Origin of the sequence: Phocaeicola fibrisolvens, from assembly GCF_025567125.1 — a bacterium.
In the GTDB taxonomy this organism is placed as follows: domain Bacteria; phylum Bacteroidota; class Bacteroidia; order Bacteroidales; family Bacteroidaceae; genus Phocaeicola; species Phocaeicola fibrisolvens.
Window position 1 is genome coordinate 1 of the sequence record NZ_JAOQJI010000016.1, and the last position, 20,122, is coordinate 20,122.

Genomic DNA, 20,122 nt, shown 5'->3' on the forward strand with positions numbered 1-20,122 from the left:
TTTTTTTGAGGAAAATCCAAACGACTTCAATCTGATATGAAACGACAGAGGCCATCTCAATTCATTTTGAGACGGCCTCTTTTGGTTAATAATAGATTCTCTATGGCTAAAACAGTTCAACTTTCGTGTGTCTGTTGGCTTCGGTCGGCAGATGGTCGGCAATTCCACCTCTGCTGATTTTTGTGATCCTTTCTGCAGGAATGCCGCGCTGCTTCAGTTCCGAAACGATAAAGTTCGCTCTTGACTGGCTCAATGAATCATTGATGCCGGATGTCCCTGTAGAACTGTCCGCTGCCCCGGTAACTCTTACATGCAAGTCATATTTCTTCGCGACCCTTGCCAATTCATCCAGATTGAGTTTCTGTGAAACATCTGTCAGGCGGGCCGTGTTAAGAGTGAAAAAGAAATATACGGGAGCTCCGATACAGCTATCCGAGACATGATTCACAACCATGGGATTGTCTCCTTCAGCTTTCATGAATTTATTCGATGCAAGGGAATCCGGATTCTACTTGTTCTTATTGTTGTTATGAATGTCTGCCGTATCGAGAGGGGATATTCCGTCCCAATGTCTGTGTTTCAGTCTTGCCCGCAATGAGTTCAACCCGCTATAATTATTTACAGGATATCCTTGTTGTCCATTCTTCTCATCTTCCAGCAAGTGTCCGTAGGTATCAAGCAGACCTTCGATTTCCAGAATCTTCTTCAGTTCAGCAAGCGTTCGTTTGTCGCGGTCATGTTGTCCGGCATAGCGGCTGTTCTTCTCAGACAACGCACGGGAATAATCGATGAGCTGTTCATTCCTGTGGATGTAATGCGTGACATCAGCAGCTCGTTTCCAACCTGTTTTCCCGAGGTGGAAGGTGAATCCGGCTGTCAGTGACACCATATGATCACCCAGACGGTTTGTTCGGCCATAACCATCAAAATTCTGTGAGGTTGTTGTCCCCGAGAACTCCAGTACCGCACTTACCCATTTGGAAATCCGATATTGTCCCTGAATACCGTATGAGAAGGCGAAAGGAGAAGTCTTGTTGGAGGAATTGTGTATCAGTCCGACTCCGACAAATGGGGCAAGTCCCCAGCGTATCTGCTCCTGTCCGGAATACCGATAACCAAGCAGGTTCCATAACAGATCAGCATGGACGCTATGGTAATTTTTCGTGGATAACCCGGCATCCTTGAATTGCAAACCGCTGTAATGTATGCGGGCACCTACAGACGGTGTAAACCATTTTCCGACGGCAAGGTTGTACGAGGGTTTCACACGTCCGAACAGGTCTTCGCAGCCAAGAGGCGTTCCGAGAAAAGCGGTTGCACCTCCGGTGACACTGACAAACCAATTGCCACTCCCGGTCCTTGGCACTACCACACCGTCAAGATAGACCGGTTGGAGGGGTTGGAACAGTTCTGTGGCATCATGGAAGAATTCATGTTGTTACAGTATCTCTTTCTGTATATCGTGAATTTGCCTGTACCTGCACGGAGCAGAGAACGGCAAAGATAAGAATGATTTGTTTTGTCTATTAGTCCTTTATATGCGGCAACGAATTTATTTTTATTCGGAGCACCCCTATTAAAGTACCAGCGTACAATGCCGCTTTCTGGTAAGGCTGCAGTGGCTGAATGTCTTTATTGCTTTCAGTTTAAGCATCGCATTAAAACTTCTTTATAATTGATTATTACAGCTTTGCCATTAAAGTTCTCATCCTACAATTATAAGCATCAATGGGACCAACAATCGAATCCGAAAACTGACATTAGCGATCTCTCAAAATCGAGTTCTTTTATTTCTTCCATCCTATGATGCTACTCTGTTCGCCAATCTGCTATCGTACCTGTTTCAGATGAGAACACTGCTCCTATTTTATAGAGTTTACGCTGGTCTGCTTCGTACTCCCGCGCATAGCCTTTTTCCTTAATCTGACGCAGAGCTTCTTCGGCTGTTCCATCCAGTTTAAACTCGAATATATAAACAAAGTCTGGAGTTTCCACGATACAGTCTACCCTGCCGTGACTCTGCACCTTTTCCGTATATACCGTATACACGCTGATAAGGCGCATCAACAGATAGAACGTATAGTGGAAATAACGCTCCCGTTCACGCTCATTTTCCTTACGGCGCATGGTGTACGGAATACTGGCTAAAAAGGAAGTAAGACTTGTACGGAAATCGTCCAACTCTCCTTTTTTTAGGCATGTCACTGCGTTTCTTATCCATGAAGGAGTATCTCCATTCGAAAAATAGCTGGAAGCAACCATCGTAAGAAAGCCACGCTTCACCTCCTTATTCGGATAATCCAAAAGGAAGGTGTTTTCTTCCAAATCGAAATCCTTTATCGTCAAGTAGCCGCTTTGGTAAATCATCGGCAACGGCTGTTCCACGTTGGCCTTGTAGTCGATGAACTCTTCCGCTGAATAGTACTTGCCCGTGATTTCGTTCATATTCTCGTCGGTGTGAGACAGTAGCCGGATAAGATAAGTCGGCGTACCACTCTTGAACCAGTAATCAGATATATCCATCGAAGCAAACGCATTAAGAAGACTGAACGGATTATATACATCAGACAATTTCTTACTGAAATGATAACCGTCATATTGTGCTTTAAGCATCGCCCGCATTTCATCATACGAACAACGGTACACTTCCGACATGGCCTCCATCGACTCCCGGAAAGTAGCATCCAGTTCTTCCTGAGATATGCCGCATAGCGTCTCATACTTGCCGTGCATACTAATGTCGAAAGGCTGGTTGAAACCGCTGAACACACTCACCTGCGAAAACTTCGTCACACCGGTCAGGAATACAAACTGGAGATGCTCGTCGGCACTCTTGAAAGCGGAATAAAAGGCTTTCAATGTATTCCGGTTCCGCTCTTCCAAGGAAGCGTCTGTATCCAACACGTCCAAGATGGGTTTGTCATATTCATCAATCAGGACAACGGCCCTCCTCCCGGTATGCTCATGGGCCGCACGAATGACCTCGGCAAAGAAATCGCCCAGCCCCAAATTACGGCTCTTTTCGGGAAAAGCGTACTGATCGGCCCACGAAGAAATGTAATAACCGAGCTTTCTTTCCAGTTCGCCGGGAAGCGTGAAATCTGTTCCGTTGAAATCCAGATGAAATACGGGATAGACTTTCCAGTCCTTCTCCAGCGCGTCTATCTTCAATCCTTTGAACAGTTCTTTCCTTCCTAAGAAATAGTTCTTCAAGGTAGAGACAAGAAGACTCTTCCCGAAACGGCGCGGACGGCTGAGGAAGTAAATCTTGCCTTCCTTTACCAGACTGTAAACCAAATCTGTTTTATCCACATAAACATAGCCGTCTTCTATCAACTGGTCGAAACTCTGGATTCCTATTGGGTACTTCATCTTGATACAATCTTACAATTTGACTTTTTAGATGCACACATACAAAAATAACTTTTTCTTTTGAAAGCAACTGTCATTTTGCTCATTTTTTCTTCTTCAGAAAAGGAAATTCAGCCCTCAGGTCAATCCTCATGCACAAACTGTGCAGGAGAAGAAGTTTCGAAAAATCAAGGAGAAACAGAAAACTTCCTAAAATAGGAGATGAAGAAAAACAAGAAAGCTGTTTCAGCAACAAAAAGAACACCATAAAGTGGAATAAACCTTCATTCAGTCATGCCAGGAAATTCCAAATTCACGCTTGAAATAGAAAATAATGTCCTCAAAAATCTTCATTTTAAGGCCTTCAAAAAAGACACAAGTGCGTTTGTCCGAAAACTCCTAAGCGTTTACCGAAAAACGCTTTGACGTTTGGAGTGAAACGCCTTTACGTTTGCCTCCGAACGTCAAAGCGATTTTTCCGGATTTTCATTTTTCATTCTCCCGGGACGACCGTTCCACTCTCCGTCTCCCCCTCTACAGATTATTGTGGAGCCGATGAGGTTTTCGGGTTCCAAAAGGCGGCTACACAGAAGAGGCTTTTTGCCGCCAGACACAGTTAGCAGAATCAGCCAATTCTATCCTTTTTGACAGGGATTTCTCAAAACAGCAAACATTCTGACAAAAAAAGAATGTCATTCCCGAAGCAAGAAAGACTCCTGAAAGCCTTTGCGGGAATGACATTCCTTATTTTAAATCATCTCTGGCGGCGCACTCACACGCCCTGCATCTTAAATGCCCAAAGATTTCTTTACTGCATCTACTTTTTCTTTGGCGTCGGCCAATGCACCTGCATAGCACTTCGGACAATGCATTTCGCCCTTGATTTCCATGTAGAACTTAATCTTAGGTTCTGTTCCGGAAGGACGTACAGAAACTTTTGTACCGTCGGCTGTAAAGAACTGAAGCACGTTGGAAGGTTCCGGCATATCCAGGTCTGTGGACTTTCCGGTGTTGTCGGTAGCCTTCAAGGTCTTGTAGTCTTTTACCAAAACCACTTCCGAGCCACCCAGTTCTTTCGGCGGACATGCACGGAAGTTTTCCATCATGGCCTTGATTTCATCGGCACCCGTCTTACCCGGTTTCACTACGTTGACAGTCACTTCCAGTGAGAAGCCGTATTCTACGTAGATTTCCATCAGTATGTCATACAAGGTCTTGCCCTGGTCTTTGGCCCATGCGCAGATTTCAGCCAGCAGTGAGCAGGCAGAAACGGCATCTTTATCACGTACGAAGTCTTCAGCCAGGAATCCGTAGCTTTCCTCACCGCCACCGATGTATTGTTCCTTGCCTTCACGCAGACGGATTTCACGGGCAATCCATTTGAAACCAGTGTAGCAGTCAAGCATCTTGATGTGGTTCTTGTCGGCCACTTTCTTAATCAGCTCTGTGGTTACGATGGTCTTCACGATGAACTCGTTGCCTTTCATCTTACCCATAGCGATACGGTTCTTGATGATGTAGTACAGGAAAATCAAGCAGGTCTGGTTACCGTTGATCAATACCCATTCGCCCTTGCTGTCCTTGCAAGCCATACCCACACGGTCGGCATCGGGGTCGGAAGCCATCACGATGTCGGCATCGATTTCCTTGGCCAGCTTGATGGCCAATGTCAGTGCTTCTGCATTTTCCGGGTTCGGAGATACCACTGTAGGGAAGTCGCCGCTCTTCACCATCTGTTCGGCTACGCAATGTACGTTTTCAAAGCCCCACAATTTGAGTGACTGCGGAATCAGTTTCATACCGGTACCGTGAATCGGCGTGTAGACAATCTTCAGGTCTTTCTGACGCTTGATCACTTCCGGGTCGATAGACAAGGTGTGAACCTGACGCAGGTATTCGTCGTCAATTTCCTTGCCGATAATCTGAATCAGTTCCTTGTTACCCTGGAACTTGATTTCGCTCACGCTGGAAATCTTGTTCACTTCGTCGATGATGCCCTTGTCGTGTGGAGCCAGCACCTGTGCACCGTCGTCCCAGTAAGCCTTGTAACCGTTGTATTCTTTCGGGTTGTGAGAAGCCGTGATGTTGATACCGCTCTGGCAGCCCAGGTGACGGATGGCAAATGACATTTCCGGTGTAGGACGCATGTCATCGAACAGATAAACCTTGATGCCGTTGGCCGTGAAGATGTCGGCAGAAATTTCCGCAAACTTGCGGCTGTTGTTACGGCAGTCGTGACCTACCACTACCGAGATGTCTTTCTTTCCGGCAAAGCATTTGTTCAGGTAGTTGGCCAAGCCCTGTGTGGCGGCACCTACCGTGTAGATATTCATTCTGTTGGAACCGGCTCCCATGATGCCGCGCAAACCACCTGTACCGAATTCAAGGTCTTTATAGAAGGCATCAATCAATTCCGACTTGTCGGGATTTTCAAGCATGCGTTTCACTTCAGCCTGTGTTTCGGCGTCGTAGGCAGCCGTCAGCCATGTCTGAGCTTTCTCAGTACACTGTTGAATCAATTCATTGTTTTCCATGATTATACTATTTAATAAATTAAATTACATATCAATAACACTGACAAAAATAGACCATTCGGATAAATTATCCTAATAAAAGACGACGTATTTTTTAGAGTCATTCCAAAAAGATTGCAGCTTCGGGATTTCTTAATATCTTTGTAACCGCTTAACAAATACGAAAAATGAGACAAAAAATGATACTGGCACTGGCCTTGGCGGGGGTACTCTCCGGACAGGCCCAGAATGTCACCGACAACTACTTCCGTTCTCCGTTCGACTTCCCGATTCTGCTCAGCGCCAACTTTGGCGAGCTGCGCCCCAATCATTTCCACAACGGACTGGACATCAAGACACAAGGGGTAACCGGCAAACCCATTTACTGCATTGCCGACGGCTATGTATCGCGTGTGGCGGTATTGCACGGAGGATACGGACAGGCTCTCTATATCACCCATCCCAACGGACTGACTTCGGTGTACGGACACGTGGTGTCATTTGCCAAGAACATACAGGCTTACGTGCGCCAGTACCAGTATGCACACGAAACGTTTACCTGCGACCTGAAATTCCAACCCGGGCAGTTCCCGGTGAAAAAGGGGGATATCATTGCCCTGAGCGGCAACGAGGGGGCTTCGGCTGGACCTCACCTGCATCTGGAGCTGCGGCAGACGGAAACGGGGGAATACATTGACCCCATGCCTTATTTCAAGCGTTTCCTGAAAGACAGCAAGGCGCCCGTGGCCAGCCTCATCGGCATTTATCCGATTCAGGGAGAGGGTGTGGTGAACGGCAGCACGCAAAAGAAGCTGCTCAACGTAAATGCCCTGAGACAGCCCATCCACGCATGGGGGAAAATCTATACGGGCATCAGCGCCAAGGATTACATGGACGGTACCTCGAACTTCTACGGCGTACACTCGGTCACGCTTTATGTGGACTCGGTACAGGTGTTCAACAGCACGACCGACCGGGTGCTGCCCGACGAAAACCGCATGATTAACGGGTTTACGGACTACGACGAGCTGACCCGCACGCGGCGATTGATTATGCGTTCCTATAAGTTGCCCGGCAACCGGCTCCGGCTGCTCCGCACGGATGAGAACCGGGGTGCCGTAGACATCCACGAGGAACGGGACTATCATTTCCGCTACGTGCTGGAAGACAATTTCGGCAACCGCAGAACGTATGCATTTACCATAAAGGGCAAACGGCAGGAAATTCCTGAATACAAGCCGGAGGCTGACGAGATGCTTTACTGGAACCGGACCAATGTCATCCAGCAACCGGGCATGGAGCTGGTGGTGCCCCGCTACTACGTATATGACAACGTGCCGCTCCACACCCGCGTCAAGGGGGACAGCTCGCACATCGCCTTCGACTATGTGCTGGATGCAGGACGGACACCTATCCACAGCTACTGCGACTTGTCCATCGGCCTGCGCCACAAACCGGTGGCCGACACCACGAAATACTACATCGTACAGAAGGCCGGCAAATGGCGGAGCTCCATGGGCGGAAAATACGAGAACGGATGGGTCAAGACCCGGATACGTTCCCTCGGTACTTTCTCTGTCGATGTGGATACCGTGGCACCGAAAATTACTCCCGTCGGACAGGGCGGATGGCGCAGCAACCGGCAAATCCGGTTTCGCATCAGCGACGCCGAATCGGGTATCGGCACCTACAAGGTGTACATTGACGGGAAGTTTGTCCTCTTCGGCCTGAAGAAAGGCATTCTGGTGATACAAGACCCGGAAAAGGTGAAAAAAGGAGTTCCCCACAAGGCCGAGGTGACCGTGACCGACCAATGCGGAAACACGGCCCGCAAGGAATACAAGTTCTGAAAGAATCAATAACTCAAATCATAAACAACCTACCTACATGAAAATGAAAAAAATAATGCTGGCTGTCTTTCTGCTGACAGCATGTATTGCCAACGGATGGGCATGTACCAACTTCATTGTCGGAAAGAAGGCTTCGGCCGACGGTTCCGTCATCGTTTCTTACTCGGCCGACTCTTACGGCATGTTCGGCTACCTGTGCCACTACCCGGCTGCCCAGCATGCACCGGGCGAAATGCGCGACATCTACGACTGGGATTCGGGCAAATACCTGGGCAAAATCAAGGAAGCCAAACAGACCTACAACGTCATCGGCAACACGAACGAGTTTCAGGTGACCATCGGGGAAACCACTTTCGGCGGACGTCCGGAACTGGTGGACAGCACCGGCATCATGGACTACGGAAGCCTGATTTACGTGGCCCTGCAACGTTCGCGCACGGCTAAGGAAGCCATCAAAATCATGACCGACCTGGTGAAAGAATACGGTTACTACAGCAGCGGTGAATCGTTCTCGATTGCCGACCCGAACGAAGCCTGGATCATGGAAATGATTGGAAAAGGACCGGGCGTGAAAGGGGCTGTATGGGTGGCTGTCCGTATACCGGACGACTGCATTGCCGCTCATGCCAACCAAAGCCGCATCCACAAGTTCGACATGAACGACAAGGAAAACTGCCTGTATGCACCCGACGTGATTTCCTTTGCCCGCGAAAAAGGCTATTTCAGCGGCAACAACAAGGACTTCAGCTTTGCCGATGCCTACTGCCCGCTCGATTTCAGCTGCCTGCGTTTCTGCGAGGCACGTGTGTGGAGCTTCTACAACATGTTCAGCAAGGCGACCGGTCAGTCTTACCTTTCTTATATCCAGGGCGAGAGCAAGGAGCCGATGCCGCTTTACGTAAAACCGGACCAAAAGATTTCGGTACGCGACATCCAGCATGCCATGCGTGACCACTACGAAGGTACTCCGCTCGACATCACCAAGGACATGGGTGCCGGCTGTTTCGAGATGCCTTACCGCCTGTCGCCGCTGACTTTCAAGGTGGACGGACAGGAATATTTCAACGAACGTCCCATCTCTACCCAGCAGAGCGGTTTCGTATTCGTTTCACAGATGCGTTCCAACCTGCCCGACGCCATCGGCGGTGTACTCTGGTTCGGTCTGGACGACGCCAACATGACGGTCTTCACTCCGGTGTACTGCAATACGGACAAGGTGCCTTATCCTTACCAGCAGGGACACGGTGACTGCGTAACCTTCTCATGGGATTCCGCGTTCTGGATTTACAACTGGGTGGCCGACATGATCCGTCCGCGCTACAACCTGATGGTGGAAGACATGCGCACCGTGCAGAACAGCCTGGAAGATACTTATGCGCAGGCACAGGAAGGCATTGAAAGCACGGCCTTGAAACTGTATCAGCAAGACCCGGCCAAAGCCAAGGAATTCCTGACCAACTACACGCAGATGACGGCACAGACTGCCGTAGACAGCTGGAAGAAACTGGGCGAATTCCTCATCGTACGCTACAACGACGGTGCCGTGAAACGTATGCAGAACGGACAGTTACAACGCCCGGCTACCGGCAACACGGCTCCGCTGGACCGCCCGGGATACAGCAAGGAATTCTTGCAGGAACTGGTGAAATCAACCGGCGAACGCTACAAAATGAAAGAACTGAAGTAAGCAGATTTTCTTCTGCTTTCTCGTTCTACAATCAAAAGTTATGATTATTTTTGCAAAAAATAAATACAAGCGAATCTGAAAAAACTCAATGATAGAGAAACATATCGTACTCGAAGATATTGACCCGGTGATCTTCTATGGCGTGAACAATGCCAACATGCAAATGATCAAGGCCCTGTTTCCCAAGCTGCGGATTGTGGCGCGCGGAAACGTCATCAAAATCATGGGAGACGAGGAGGAAATGTGCGCTTTCGAAGAGGCCGTCCTGGCTCTGGAGAAGCACTGCGTACAGTACAACTCGCTCAACGAAGAAGTGATTCTGGACATCGTGAAGGGCAATGCCCCGAAAATTGAAAAGACGGGTGATGCCATCGTGTTCAGTGTGACGGGCAAGCCGATTACTCCGAGAAGTGAAAACCAGCTGAAGCTGGTGCGCGAATTCGAAAAGAATGACATGATTTTTGCCATCGGTCCGGCGGGTTCGGGAAAGACTTACACGGCCATCGCCCTGGCGGTACGGGCCCTGAAGAACAAGGAAATCAAGAAAATCATCCTCAGCCGTCCGGCCGTGGAAGCGGGCGAGAAACTGGGATTCCTGCCCGGCGACATGAAGGACAAGATTGACCCTTACCTGCAACCACTGTATGATGCGCTTCAGGACATGATTCCGGCGGCCAAGCTGAAGGAATACATGGAACTGAACGTCATCCAAATTGCACCGCTGGCCTTCATGCGCGGACGTACGCTGAACGACGCAGTGGTCATCCTGGACGAAGCGCAAAACACCACCACCCAGCAAATCAAGATGTTTCTCACCCGAATGGGCATGAACACCAAGATGATTGTGACGGGCGACATGACGCAGATTGACCTTCCCGCCTCGCAGACTTCGGGACTCGTGCAGGCCATGAAAATCCTGAAAGACGTGAAAGGTATCAGCTTCATCGAACTGAATAAGAAAGACATTGTCCGCCACAAACTGGTGACCCGCATCGTGGAAGCCTACGAGAAATTCGAGGAAAAAGAGAAAGCGGAAAGAAAACAACTGCGTGCTGCCAGAGAAGCCGAAAAGACTCCACAGGCATGAACATAACGAATCCTATTCATTACTAAACATAACAAGACAATGAGCAAAGCATTAACAAAAACAGACTTCCACTTTCCTGGACAGAAAAGTGTGTATCACGGAAAAGTACGTGATGTGTACAACATCAACGATGAAAAGTTAGTAATGGTTGCTACCGACCGTATCTCGGCATTCGATGTCGTGCTACCGGAAGGTATCCCTTATAAAGGACAGATGCTGAACCAGATTGCAGCTAAATTCCTGGACGCTACCACAGACATCTGCCCGAACTGGAAACTGGCTACTCCCGACCCGATGGTTACCGTGGGTGTGATGTGCCAGGGATTCCCAGTAGAAATGATTGTACGCGGCTACCTTTGCGGAAGCGCATGGCGTGCCTACAAGGGCGGCGCGCGTGAAATCTGCGGTGTACGTCTGCCGGAAGGCATGAGAGAAAACGAGAAATTCCCTCATCCGATTATCACTCCGACCACCAAGGCCGAAATGGGTATGCACGACGAAGATATCTCTAAAGAAGAAATTCTGGCCAGAGGGTTGGCTACTCCGGAAGAATATGCCATCCTGGAGAAATATACACTGGCTTTGTTCGAACGCGGTACGCAGATGGCGGCTGAACGTGGCCTGATTCTGGTAGACACGAAATATGAATTCGGAAAGCACAACGGCCAGATTTATCTGATGGACGAAATCCATACACCGGACTCCAGCCGTTACTTCTACTCAGAAGGTTATCAGGAACGCTTCGAAAAGGAAGAACCGCAGAAGCAGCTTTCAAAGGAATTCGTACGCGAATGGCTGATGGCCAACGGCTTCCAAGGCAAGGAAGGCCAGCAGGTACCTGAAATGACTCCAGCCATCGTGGAATCTATCAGCGACCGCTACATCGAGTTGTTTGAGCACATCACAGGCGAAAGCTTCGTAAAAGGTGACACAGAAAACCTTGCCAAACGCATCGAAAAGAACGTAACAGACTATCTGATTCTTTAATCGAAGAACTGACTGATCTCCCTTTGTAGAATGATTTCCTTCATTCACAAAGGGAGATTAACTTATTTGTCCCAACTTAACTTTGCAGACATGTCTCATTATCCACAAGAAAATATCAAACCATACAACGAAAAAGAGGGCAAGGCTGCCCAGGTAGAAAAAATGTTCGACCACATCGCTCCGGCCTACGACAACCTGAACCACCTGATGTCGTGGGGCATCGACAAAAGCTGGCGACGGAAGGCTATCCGCTTGCTAAAGCCTTATCACCCGCAACACATCATGGATGTGGCTACCGGTACAGGAGACTTTGCCATTCAAGCCTGCCGGATGCTGCAACCGGCCGAACTGATTGGAACGGATATTTCAGAGGGCATGATGAACGTGGGACGTGAGAAAGTGAAACAGCTGGGACTTGACAAGCAAATATCTTTCGCCAAAGAAGACTGTACGGCACTCTCTTTCCCGGAAAACCGCTTTGACGCCATTACAGTGGCCTTTGGCATACGTAATTTTGAACATCTTGACCTGGGCCTGAAAGAGATGTACAGAGTGCTGGTGCCCGGCGGACACCTCGTCATTCTGGAACTGTCAGAACCGGAACATTTTCCCATGAAGCAAGGATATGCGATTTATTCCAAAATCGTAATCCCGGCACTGGGAAAACTTCTCTCGAAAGACCGAAGCGCCTATACCTATCTACCGCAATCCATCAAGGCTTTCCCGCAAGGAGAAATCATGCAGGAAATCATCCGAAAAGCCGGATTCAGCCAAGTGAAATTCCAACGGCTGACACTGGGGACATGCACTCTTTATTTTGCTACCAAATAACTAAATTCTTTGAACCTATGAGAAAATTTGGACTGATTGGTTATCCGCTTGGACATTCTTTCTCCAAGAACTTCTTCAATGAAAAATTCCATTCCGAAAATATTGATGCCGAATATGTAAACTTCGAAATTCCAAGCATCGAAGAACTGCCGCAAATTATCAAAACCAACCCTAACCTGGCAGGACTGAACGTGACGATTCCTTACAAGGAAAAAGTGATTTCGTATCTGGACGAACTGGATAAGGACGCACAGGCAATCGGGGCTGTCAATGTCATCAAAATAGAGCATACCAAGGGGGGCCCAAAACTGATTGGCTATAATTCCGACATTATCGGGTTTGTCCGTTCTATCGAGGCCTTGCTGGAACCTTATCACAAAAAAGCGCTGATTCTGGGCACAGGCGGGGCTTCAAAAGCCATTCATCAGGGGTTGAAACAGCTGGGACTGGAAACGCTGTTCGTATCGCGCAGCAAACACAATGATGAAGTTATTACGTACGAAGAAATTACACCTGAAATCATGCAGGACTACAAGGTCATCGTGAACTGTACGCCGGTGGGCATGTATCCGAAGGCCGACGAATGTCCGAATATCCCTTACGAACTGCTGACTCCGCAACACCTGTTGTACGACCTGCTCTACAATCCGAACACCACGCTTTTCATGAAGAAGGGAAGTGACCAGGGAGCCATCGTCAAAAACGGGCTGGAAATGCTCTTGTTGCAGGCTTTCGGGGCATGGGATATCTGGAACAGCTAACCACAGACTCAATACCCATTTTCAATGACCACAAAAAAGAAAATCCTCTGGTCGGCAGGCATCGTGATACTGCTGGTCGTGGGAATCGTCGTCGGGGGAGGTCTCTACCTGATTGACTTTGCGCTCCGCCCGGAAAACCGGGGGAAAAACATGGTGGAATCTGAAACTTTCATGCGAAAGGAATATCCTCAGATTGTCCAATGGCTGGACAGTCTGGAGGAACATCATGCGCTCCGGGATACGTTTATCCTCGCGCCCGACGGCATCCAGATGCATGCCTTTTATGCACACGCCTCCCGCCCTACTGCCCGCACGGCAATTATCGTACACGGTTATACGGACAATGCCATCCGCATGTTTCACATCGGGTATCTCTACAACCATTCGCTGGACTGTAATATCTTGTTGCCGGACTTGCGCTATGCGGGACTGACGGAAGGGGATGCCATTCAGATGGGGTGGCTGGACCGGAAGGACGTGATGCAATGGATAGACGTAGCACCGGCTTTGTTCGGCGATTCCTTACAGGCGGTGGTGCATGGCATCTCTATGGGGGCGGCCACTAGCATGATGCTGTCGGGGGAAGCGACGCCCGACTACGTGACTTGCTTCGTGGAGGACTGCGGCTATACCAGTGTGTGGGACCAGTTCAGCAAGGAACTGAAAGGATTGTTCGGCTTGCCTCCTTTCCCGTTGCTCTACACGGCCAGCTGGATTTGCCAGCTACAGAACGGATGGAACTTTCAGGAGGCATCGGCTTTGTCGCAAGTGGCGAAATGCCGCAAGCCGATGCTGTTCATCCACGGTGACAACGATGACTTTGTACCGACGTGGATGGTGTATAAGCTTTATGAGGCCAAACCGGCTCCCAAAGAACTGTGGATTACGGAGGGTGTGGACCATGCCCATTCCTACAAGCTGTACCCGGACGAATACACGGAACGGGTAAAGGCTTTTACGGAAAAATACTTACACTGACTCTCAGAAGAAGGCGGTCTTGAAACAGAAGCTCTGAACAGGCCGACTTACAATTCCTAAATAATACCCTAAAAAAATCTCCTGCTTCAGTCCTCATTTATCTTCAATGAAAGGACGAAAGCAGGAGATTTTTACGTTGGAATTCCAATTAATCAATTATTGACTTTCACGATTTTATTTCTTTGAGAGGGATGCTTTCTGTGTATCTGTTTGCCTCTCTCCGAATCAAGCCTGAAGTTCCTCACATTCTTTCAGCCACAACGCTGCACTGGCATCACTCGGCATACGCCAGTCGCCCCGTGGACTCAAGGAAACGGAACCGACTTTCGGACCGTCGGGCAAGCAAGAACGCTTGAACTGCTGGGCAAAGAAACGACGGTAGAAATTTGTCAGCCATTTCTTGATGGTCGTACTGTCGTACGTGCCGCGGAAAGCAATCTCAGCCAGATAGAAGATTTTGGCCGGACGGAAGCCGAAACGCAGGAAATGGAACAGGAAGAAGTCGTGCAGCTCGTAAGGGCCCACCAAATCTTCGGTCTTCTGCTTGATGTTGCCGTTCTCGTCGGCTGGAATCAGTTCCGGACTGATTGGGGTATCAATGATGTCGAGCAGGGTATTGCGGGACAAAGTATCCACTCCCGTCTGTGCCACCCAATTGACCAGATAACGAACCAAGGTCTTGGGGATGCTGGCATTCACGCCGTACATCGACATGTGGTCGCCGTTGTAGGTAGCCCATCCCAGGGCAAGCTCCGACAGGTCGCCAGTACCGATGACCAGTCCGCCCAGCTTGTTGGCGTAATCCATCAGAATCTGCGTCCGCTCGCGAGCCTGTCCGTTTTCATAAGTCACATCGTGTACCGACATGTCCTGGCCAATATCTTGGAAATGCTGGATGCAGGCATCCTTGATGCTGATTTCCTTCGTTGTCACCTGCAGGGAACCCATCAGGGAAAGGGCATTGTGATACGTACGGTCGGTGGTTCCGAACCCCGGCATGGTCACACCCACGATTCCCTTCCGCGGCAAACCCAGCTTGTCGAAAGTCTTGACACAGACCAACAAGGCCAGCGTGGAGTCCAGTCCCCCTGAAATACCCAATACGACGGTCTTGCAATGGGTATGCACCAGACGTTTGGCCAATCCGGCCACCTGAATGGAGAAGATTTCCTCGCAGCGCTCATCCAGCTGACGGCTGCCTGAAGGCACGAAAGGATGAGGTTCTATCGGACGGGTCAGACTCAGTTCACGCGAAGAAACCAGTTCCGTACTGACATGCTGTACGGGTATCTCCTGATGAGTCCGTACGCTGGCCGCAAACGTAGTGTTCACCAAGCGTTCCCCTCTCAGGCGTTCCACATCAATCTCACTGATGACCAGCTGTTCTTCGAAAGAGAAACGTTCGGAAGCGGCAAGCAGACTGCCGTTTTCGTAAATCAGGGCATTCCCCGCGAAAACCACGTCGGTAGTCGATTCACCAAAACCACAGGAAGAGAATACATATCCTGCCAGACACCGTGCCGACTGCTGTGCCAGCAAAGAACGGAGGTACTGGTGCTTGCAGATATTTTCCGTATCGGCCGACAGGTTGAAGATAATCTCGGCTCCTTTCAGCACCAGGGTAGAACTAGGGGGTACGGGCGCCCATACATCTTCGCAGATTTCTACGCCAAAGCAGACCTCCGGCGTATCGAAAAGCAAACGGGCACTCATGGGAACTACCTGTCCGCAGAGACGGACGGTGGTAGAATCGGGATGAGCCACCGACGGAGTGAACCAACGCTGCTCATAAAATTCTTTATAGTTAGGAAGGTAAGTCTTAGGCACGAGTCCCAGAATCTTTCCCTTCTGAAAAATCACCGCACAATTCATCAAAGTGGAATTCACCATGACTGGCATGCCGACAATGGAAATAATATCCAGCTGACGTGTGTTGTTGACTATCTGCATCAGGGCGAACTCTGCCTGCTCCAGCAACAAACTCTGGGCAAACAAATCCCCACAGGAATATCCGGTCAAATTTAACTCCGGAAAAACAATAATCTGCACACCTTTTCCATCGGCTATGACAATCTGTTTCTCTGTCTGCTGCGCATTAAACTTGCAGTCGGCCACCTTCACCGCCGGAATGGCTGAAGCCACTTTTACAAAACCAAATCTCATATAATTTGTTATATATAAATAGACAGTGCAAAAATAAACAATATTTACACATGCACCTACCTCGAAAGCGGAGATTTTAATAATCAAATACAAAGTAAAAAAAACAAAAAAGTAAAGATTCTATTTGCAAACAGAAAAAATCTTTGTATATTTGCCTTCGAATTAGAATTGTAATAATTACATAATTGAAAAATAGATATGACAGCATACGAATACCTGCTCAACCACCACATCAAGCCATCTGTGCAGCGCATTGCCATCATGGATTATCTACTGAAACACAAAACTCATCCATGCATTGATGAAATCTATACGGCACTGTGCAAGGAAATTCCTACACTTTCAAAAACAACAGTGTACAATACACTGAAATTGTTTGTGGAACAGGGGGCGGCAAAAATGCTGACCATAGACGAAAAAAATGCCTGTTTCGACGGTGACATGCAACCGCACGCACATTTCCAGTGCAAGGTTTGCAATAAAATATACGATATGCCTGTCAAAGTACATCTTGAAGAAACAGAAGCATTCCTGAAAGACGGATTTATCGTAGAAGAAGTACATCAGTATTACAAAGGTATCTGTCCGGATTGCACAGAAAAAAACATAATCAATAACTAAAAAACATAACTTATTAATATATAACTAACTACTTAAAATTTTAAACGTATGAAAAAATTTATCTGTACTGTTTGTGGTTACATCTATGAAGGTGAAGCAGCTCCTGAAAAATGTCCGATGTGTAAAGCTCCTGCTTCTAAGTTCAAAGAACTGGAAGAAGCTGAAGGTGGCTTGCAGTTTGTAGACGAACACGTTATCGGCGTAGCTAAAGGTTGCGACGACGAAATGATTAAGGACCTGAACAACCACTTCATGGGTGAATGTACTGAAGTTGGTATGTACTTGGCCATGAGCCGTCAGGCTGACCGCGAAGGTTATCCGGAAGTTGCAGAAGCTTTCAAGCGCTATGCTTGGGAAGAAGCTGAACACGCTGCTAAATTCGCAGAATTGCTGGGTGACTGCGTATGGGATACTAAGACAAACCTTGAAAAGCGTATGAACGCTGAATGCGGCGCTTGCGAAGACAAGAAACGTATCGCTACTCGCGCTAAACAGCTGAACCTGGATGCTATCCATGACACAGTTCATGAAATGGCTAAAGACGAAGCTCGTCACGGAAAAGGTTTCGAAGGTCTGTACAACAGATATTTCAAGAAATAATTGAAAGCACTGACTTTCATTACAAAAGAGAGAGACCACCTCGACCCACGAGGATGGTCTCTCTTTTTTTCATATCCACTCCGCTTCAGTTCTTTCAGGAGAATACCAGAGTACTTTAAAGAAAGTACCCGCAGTAGTTCTTTGGCTGTACTGGAGTGCTTCTTTGAAAGTTCTGGAATATTTCTTTAAAAGTAGGAGAAAAATATAACTTGATTAACGGACTGTTCTTCCCAACCATGTCAACTTGTGCCAAAGGGTTTCCAGCGGACCGCGTTTGAAATGCCGGAACCACCAATGGGAAAAAGCCAACTGCAACAGGAAGAAAACGATTCCCACCAACAAGCTGACAGTGGTACCACAATACTGATGCAAGGCCAATCCATAGCCGAAATACAGGAAACTTCCAATGACCGACTGCATAATGTAATCGGTAAGGCTCATTCTTCCGTAGGGCACCAGAATCTTCTGTATCTTGCCCTTCCCCATCCAATAGAGCAACAAAAACGCAGAGACCATGGTCAGCATAAAACAGAAATTATACCAGGAATTCAGGATGGTCTTCAGGCTGTCCAGCATCAAAGGCTGAGACACTAACGCAAAGACAAAGGCCTTGACAAAATAAAAGGCCACTGCCAGCGGAAGAGAAAAGCACAACACGTAGGTCCAGAAGCTGCGGGAACGTCCCAGGGCCGTTTCTGAAGATGAATCGAAATACCCCATCCGGCCAATCCACAGGCCGAGCACAAACAAGGCACAAGTCTGGAATACTCTGCCGTAGCACCATGCCCAGTTCAGACTGGCCAGCTGTCCGATAGTAAAATTCATCTTCACCATCTCCCACCAGGAATCTCCTCCCAGCTGCGGATACACGTCTCCTAACGAGAAAATCATCTGACGGGGTGCATAGTCCGGACTGAGCCATCCACACACCACTTTTATCCATTCCACCGGCTGAAGCATCAGTATGAAGGAAAGTATCAGCAAGGACCGGTTCTTCCAATGACGAACGGGCACCAGAATGAAACCCAGAATGGCGTAAAGCACCAATATCTCACCGGGAAAAAACAGGGAATTCACAAAACCGAATCCCAACAGCAGTACCAGTCTCCACATGTAGCGTCCTTTGAAATCTTCTCCACGTTTTGCGGCACTACGGCTCTGCAAATAGAAAGTAAAACCAAACAGCAAGGCAAAAATAGCATAAGCCTTTCCCGAAAACAGGAAGAACAACATATCCCACAACGTCTCATCCAAATGCGCCAATACCGGAGAAGAAGGTTCGGGAAAAGAATAAAAATTGAAATGTTCGATGTTATGGAGCAGAATAATCCCCATTACGGCAAATCCCCTCAGCGCATCAATGGCCAGGATTCGCTCTTTTTTCTGTATGTTTTCCATGAAAGATTCATATTAACAAAAAAGAAAACGGAAAACCGTTTCATTCATCATCCGGATTTCCGTTTTCGCGCCCAAAATGAAACACCTGTCAGCGATTCATTCTGTCTACTATTTCTTTATTCTCAATCCTTGGTAGAATCAGTTGCAGCAGCTGGAGTAGTTGTAGCAGCCGCATCCTTCTGAGGAGCAGCAAAACCTGCAGGAGCATTCAACGGATTAGTCTTCTGTTCTTTCACTGCCTGTTCCATGATAACTGAAGAACCTTCAGTCTGAGACGGAACTACGTATGCAGTAGCCACACTGACAATCACCATAAATGCAGCCAGTCCCCAAGTCAATTTCTCAATAAAATCGGTTGTCTTACGAACTCCCATAATCTGATTGGAAGATGCAAAACTGGAAGAAAGGCCTCCTCCTTTTGAGTTCTGTATCAATACGACAAAGCACATCAATACAGCTGCAAGTACCATTAATACGACAAATAATAAATACATTTTCTTTTATTTTGATTTAGCGTTAATAATCAACTTCTCTAAAAATCTAATTTGGTCTGCAAAGTAAGTATTTTTTTTCGGATATTTCAAATTTAATTTTTTAATAATTTCCAGTGCTTTATCATATCGTTGTTGTTTAACATAAATTTTAGCCAAGGTTTCTGTGAAATAATTTTCTTCCTCTTCTACTTCAGGAACTTCGTTCACAATCTCAGAAGGAGGCACTCCTTCTTTTTCTTCTTTTGAGGGAAGACAGGGCTCCTCCACACCTGCTTCTTCCGGCACCTGCTTTTCTTCCGGATGTTCTTCCTCTTTCGCGTTCTTTTCAATGAAACTGTCAATCAGTTCCTGCCCTCTGAGAGGAGCTACAGCCACGGTATCCCCGGCCTGGACTTCTTCCTCCAACACAGAAGTATAATCCACCGCTTCCGCAGGCAACGGCAACAGAGTCTCGGCTGAAGGCTCACTGGCATCGGCCAGGAAACGGTCTATCAAATCCAGCGTTCTGTCGTCCGAACCCGGATGAGAAGATTCTTTTGGCCCTGCATGCTGTTTGATTACGAAATGTTCCCCTTCAATTGCATAAAACAGCACACTCAAATCGGCCACAAACAACGCCCCTTTGCGCAATTCTTCCTGAAAAGAAGGATCGTGCAACAGAAACAGATTCTTCAAATATAAAATACGGGCTGTTTGAAAATAAGGATAACGTTCCAAAAGCTGACGCAATTCATAAAGACTCTCTGTCCCCAACGACTCTGGATGCTCAATCCATTGCTGCAAATGCTGTTGTATCATCAT

Annotated in this window: 15 protein-coding genes and 1 pseudogene; 9 read left to right on the top strand and 7 right to left on the bottom strand. The window is 47.9% G+C overall.

All coding sequences use genetic code 11. From position 1 onward, the window contains the following. Positions 1 to 106: 106 nt before the first annotated feature. From OCV81_RS08500 to OCV81_RS08510, 3 genes and pseudogenes are all read right to left on the bottom strand, one after another. Positions 107 to 1,511 (bottom strand): annotated as a pseudogene (locus OCV81_RS08500) (OmpA family protein). Between the two features lie 298 nt (positions 1,512 to 1,809). After that, positions 1,810 to 3,372, bottom strand: a complete 1,563-nt coding sequence (locus OCV81_RS08505; protein WP_148329653.1) for an ATP-binding protein — start codon at positions 3,370 to 3,372, stop codon at positions 1,810 to 1,812. A gap of 767 nt (positions 3,373 to 4,139) precedes the next feature. Beyond that, complete coding sequence (locus tag OCV81_RS08510; protein WP_148329654.1) at positions 4,140 to 5,885, bottom strand: phospho-sugar mutase; 1,746 nt, start codon at positions 5,883 to 5,885, stop codon at positions 4,140 to 4,142. 167 nt (positions 5,886 to 6,052) lie between these two features. Between OCV81_RS08510 and OCV81_RS08515 the strand changes: the two genes are divergently transcribed. The 7 genes from OCV81_RS08515 to OCV81_RS08545 all read left to right on the top strand — a co-directional run bounded on the left by OCV81_RS08515 (position 6,053) and on the right by OCV81_RS08545 (position 14,045). Further along, a complete protein-coding gene (locus OCV81_RS08515; RefSeq protein ID WP_148329655.1) occupies positions 6,053 to 7,714 on the top strand; it encodes a M23 family metallopeptidase in 1,662 nt (553 codons plus the stop codon). A 37-nt stretch (positions 7,715 to 7,751) separates the two neighbouring features. Then, on the top strand, positions 7,752 to 9,401 hold the full coding sequence (locus OCV81_RS08520) for a C69 family dipeptidase (protein WP_148329656.1): 1,650 nt from the start codon (positions 7,752 to 7,754) through the stop codon (positions 9,399 to 9,401). Between the two features lie 88 nt (positions 9,402 to 9,489). Next, complete coding sequence (locus tag OCV81_RS08525; protein ID WP_022354741.1) at positions 9,490 to 10,488, top strand: PhoH family protein; 999 nt, start codon at positions 9,490 to 9,492, stop codon at positions 10,486 to 10,488. Positions 10,489 to 10,527: 39 nt separating this feature from the next. Continuing rightward, a complete protein-coding gene (locus OCV81_RS08530) occupies positions 10,528 to 11,475 on the top strand; it encodes a phosphoribosylaminoimidazolesuccinocarboxamide synthase (protein ID WP_148329657.1) in 948 nt (315 codons plus the stop codon). 90 nt (positions 11,476 to 11,565) lie between these two features. Further along, positions 11,566 to 12,306, top strand: a complete 741-nt coding sequence (gene ubiE, locus OCV81_RS08535) for a bifunctional demethylmenaquinone methyltransferase/2-methoxy-6-polyprenyl-1,4-benzoquinol methylase UbiE (protein ID WP_148329658.1) — start codon at positions 11,566 to 11,568, stop codon at positions 12,304 to 12,306. A gap of 17 nt (positions 12,307 to 12,323) precedes the next feature. Beyond that, complete coding sequence (locus OCV81_RS08540) at positions 12,324 to 13,067, top strand: shikimate dehydrogenase family protein (protein WP_148329659.1); 744 nt, start codon at positions 12,324 to 12,326, stop codon at positions 13,065 to 13,067. Between the two features lie 24 nt (positions 13,068 to 13,091). Next, positions 13,092 to 14,045: an alpha/beta hydrolase gene (locus tag OCV81_RS08545; RefSeq protein ID WP_148329660.1), complete on the top strand. Its 954-nt coding sequence runs from the start codon at positions 13,092 to 13,094 to the stop codon at positions 14,043 to 14,045. A gap of 225 nt (positions 14,046 to 14,270) precedes the next feature. Here OCV81_RS08545 and OCV81_RS08550 read toward each other — a convergent pair whose 3' ends face one another. Beyond that, on the bottom strand, positions 14,271 to 16,208 hold the full coding sequence (locus OCV81_RS08550; protein ID WP_148329661.1) for an NAD(+) synthase: 1,938 nt from the start codon (positions 16,206 to 16,208) through the stop codon (positions 14,271 to 14,273). A 198-nt stretch (positions 16,209 to 16,406) separates the two neighbouring features. Here OCV81_RS08550 and OCV81_RS08555 point away from each other — a divergent pair, with 198 nt between their 5' ends. Together OCV81_RS08555 and OCV81_RS08560 are read left to right on the top strand one after the other, a co-directional pair. Beyond that, positions 16,407 to 16,829 carry a Fur family transcriptional regulator gene (locus OCV81_RS08555; RefSeq protein WP_148329662.1) on the top strand — a complete coding sequence of 141 codons (423 nt, stop codon included), beginning with the start codon at positions 16,407 to 16,409 and terminating at the stop codon, positions 16,827 to 16,829. Positions 16,830 to 16,877: 48 nt separating this feature from the next. Then, positions 16,878 to 17,429 carry an NADH peroxidase gene (locus OCV81_RS08560; RefSeq protein WP_022354734.1) on the top strand — a complete coding sequence of 184 codons (552 nt, stop codon included), beginning with the start codon at positions 16,878 to 16,880 and terminating at the stop codon, positions 17,427 to 17,429. Between the two features lie 213 nt (positions 17,430 to 17,642). Here the strand turns inward: OCV81_RS08560 and OCV81_RS08565 are convergent, their stop codons facing one another. The 3 genes from OCV81_RS08565 to OCV81_RS08575 form a co-directional block, all read right to left on the bottom strand. Next, positions 17,643 to 18,827, bottom strand: a complete 1,185-nt coding sequence (locus tag OCV81_RS08565; RefSeq protein ID WP_148329663.1) for a DUF418 domain-containing protein — start codon at positions 18,825 to 18,827, stop codon at positions 17,643 to 17,645. Between the two features lie 122 nt (positions 18,828 to 18,949). Then, the gene (gene secG / locus OCV81_RS08570) at positions 18,950 to 19,321 is read right to left on the bottom strand and encodes a preprotein translocase subunit SecG (RefSeq protein ID WP_148329664.1); all 372 of its coding nucleotides are present in this window, start codon (positions 19,319 to 19,321) and stop codon (positions 18,950 to 18,952) included. A 6-nt stretch (positions 19,322 to 19,327) separates the two neighbouring features. After that, positions 19,328 to 20,119 carry a hypothetical protein gene (locus OCV81_RS08575; RefSeq protein ID WP_022354731.1) on the bottom strand — a complete coding sequence of 264 codons (792 nt, stop codon included), beginning with the start codon at positions 20,117 to 20,119 and terminating at the stop codon, positions 19,328 to 19,330. Positions 20,120 to 20,122: the final 3 nt, after the last annotated feature.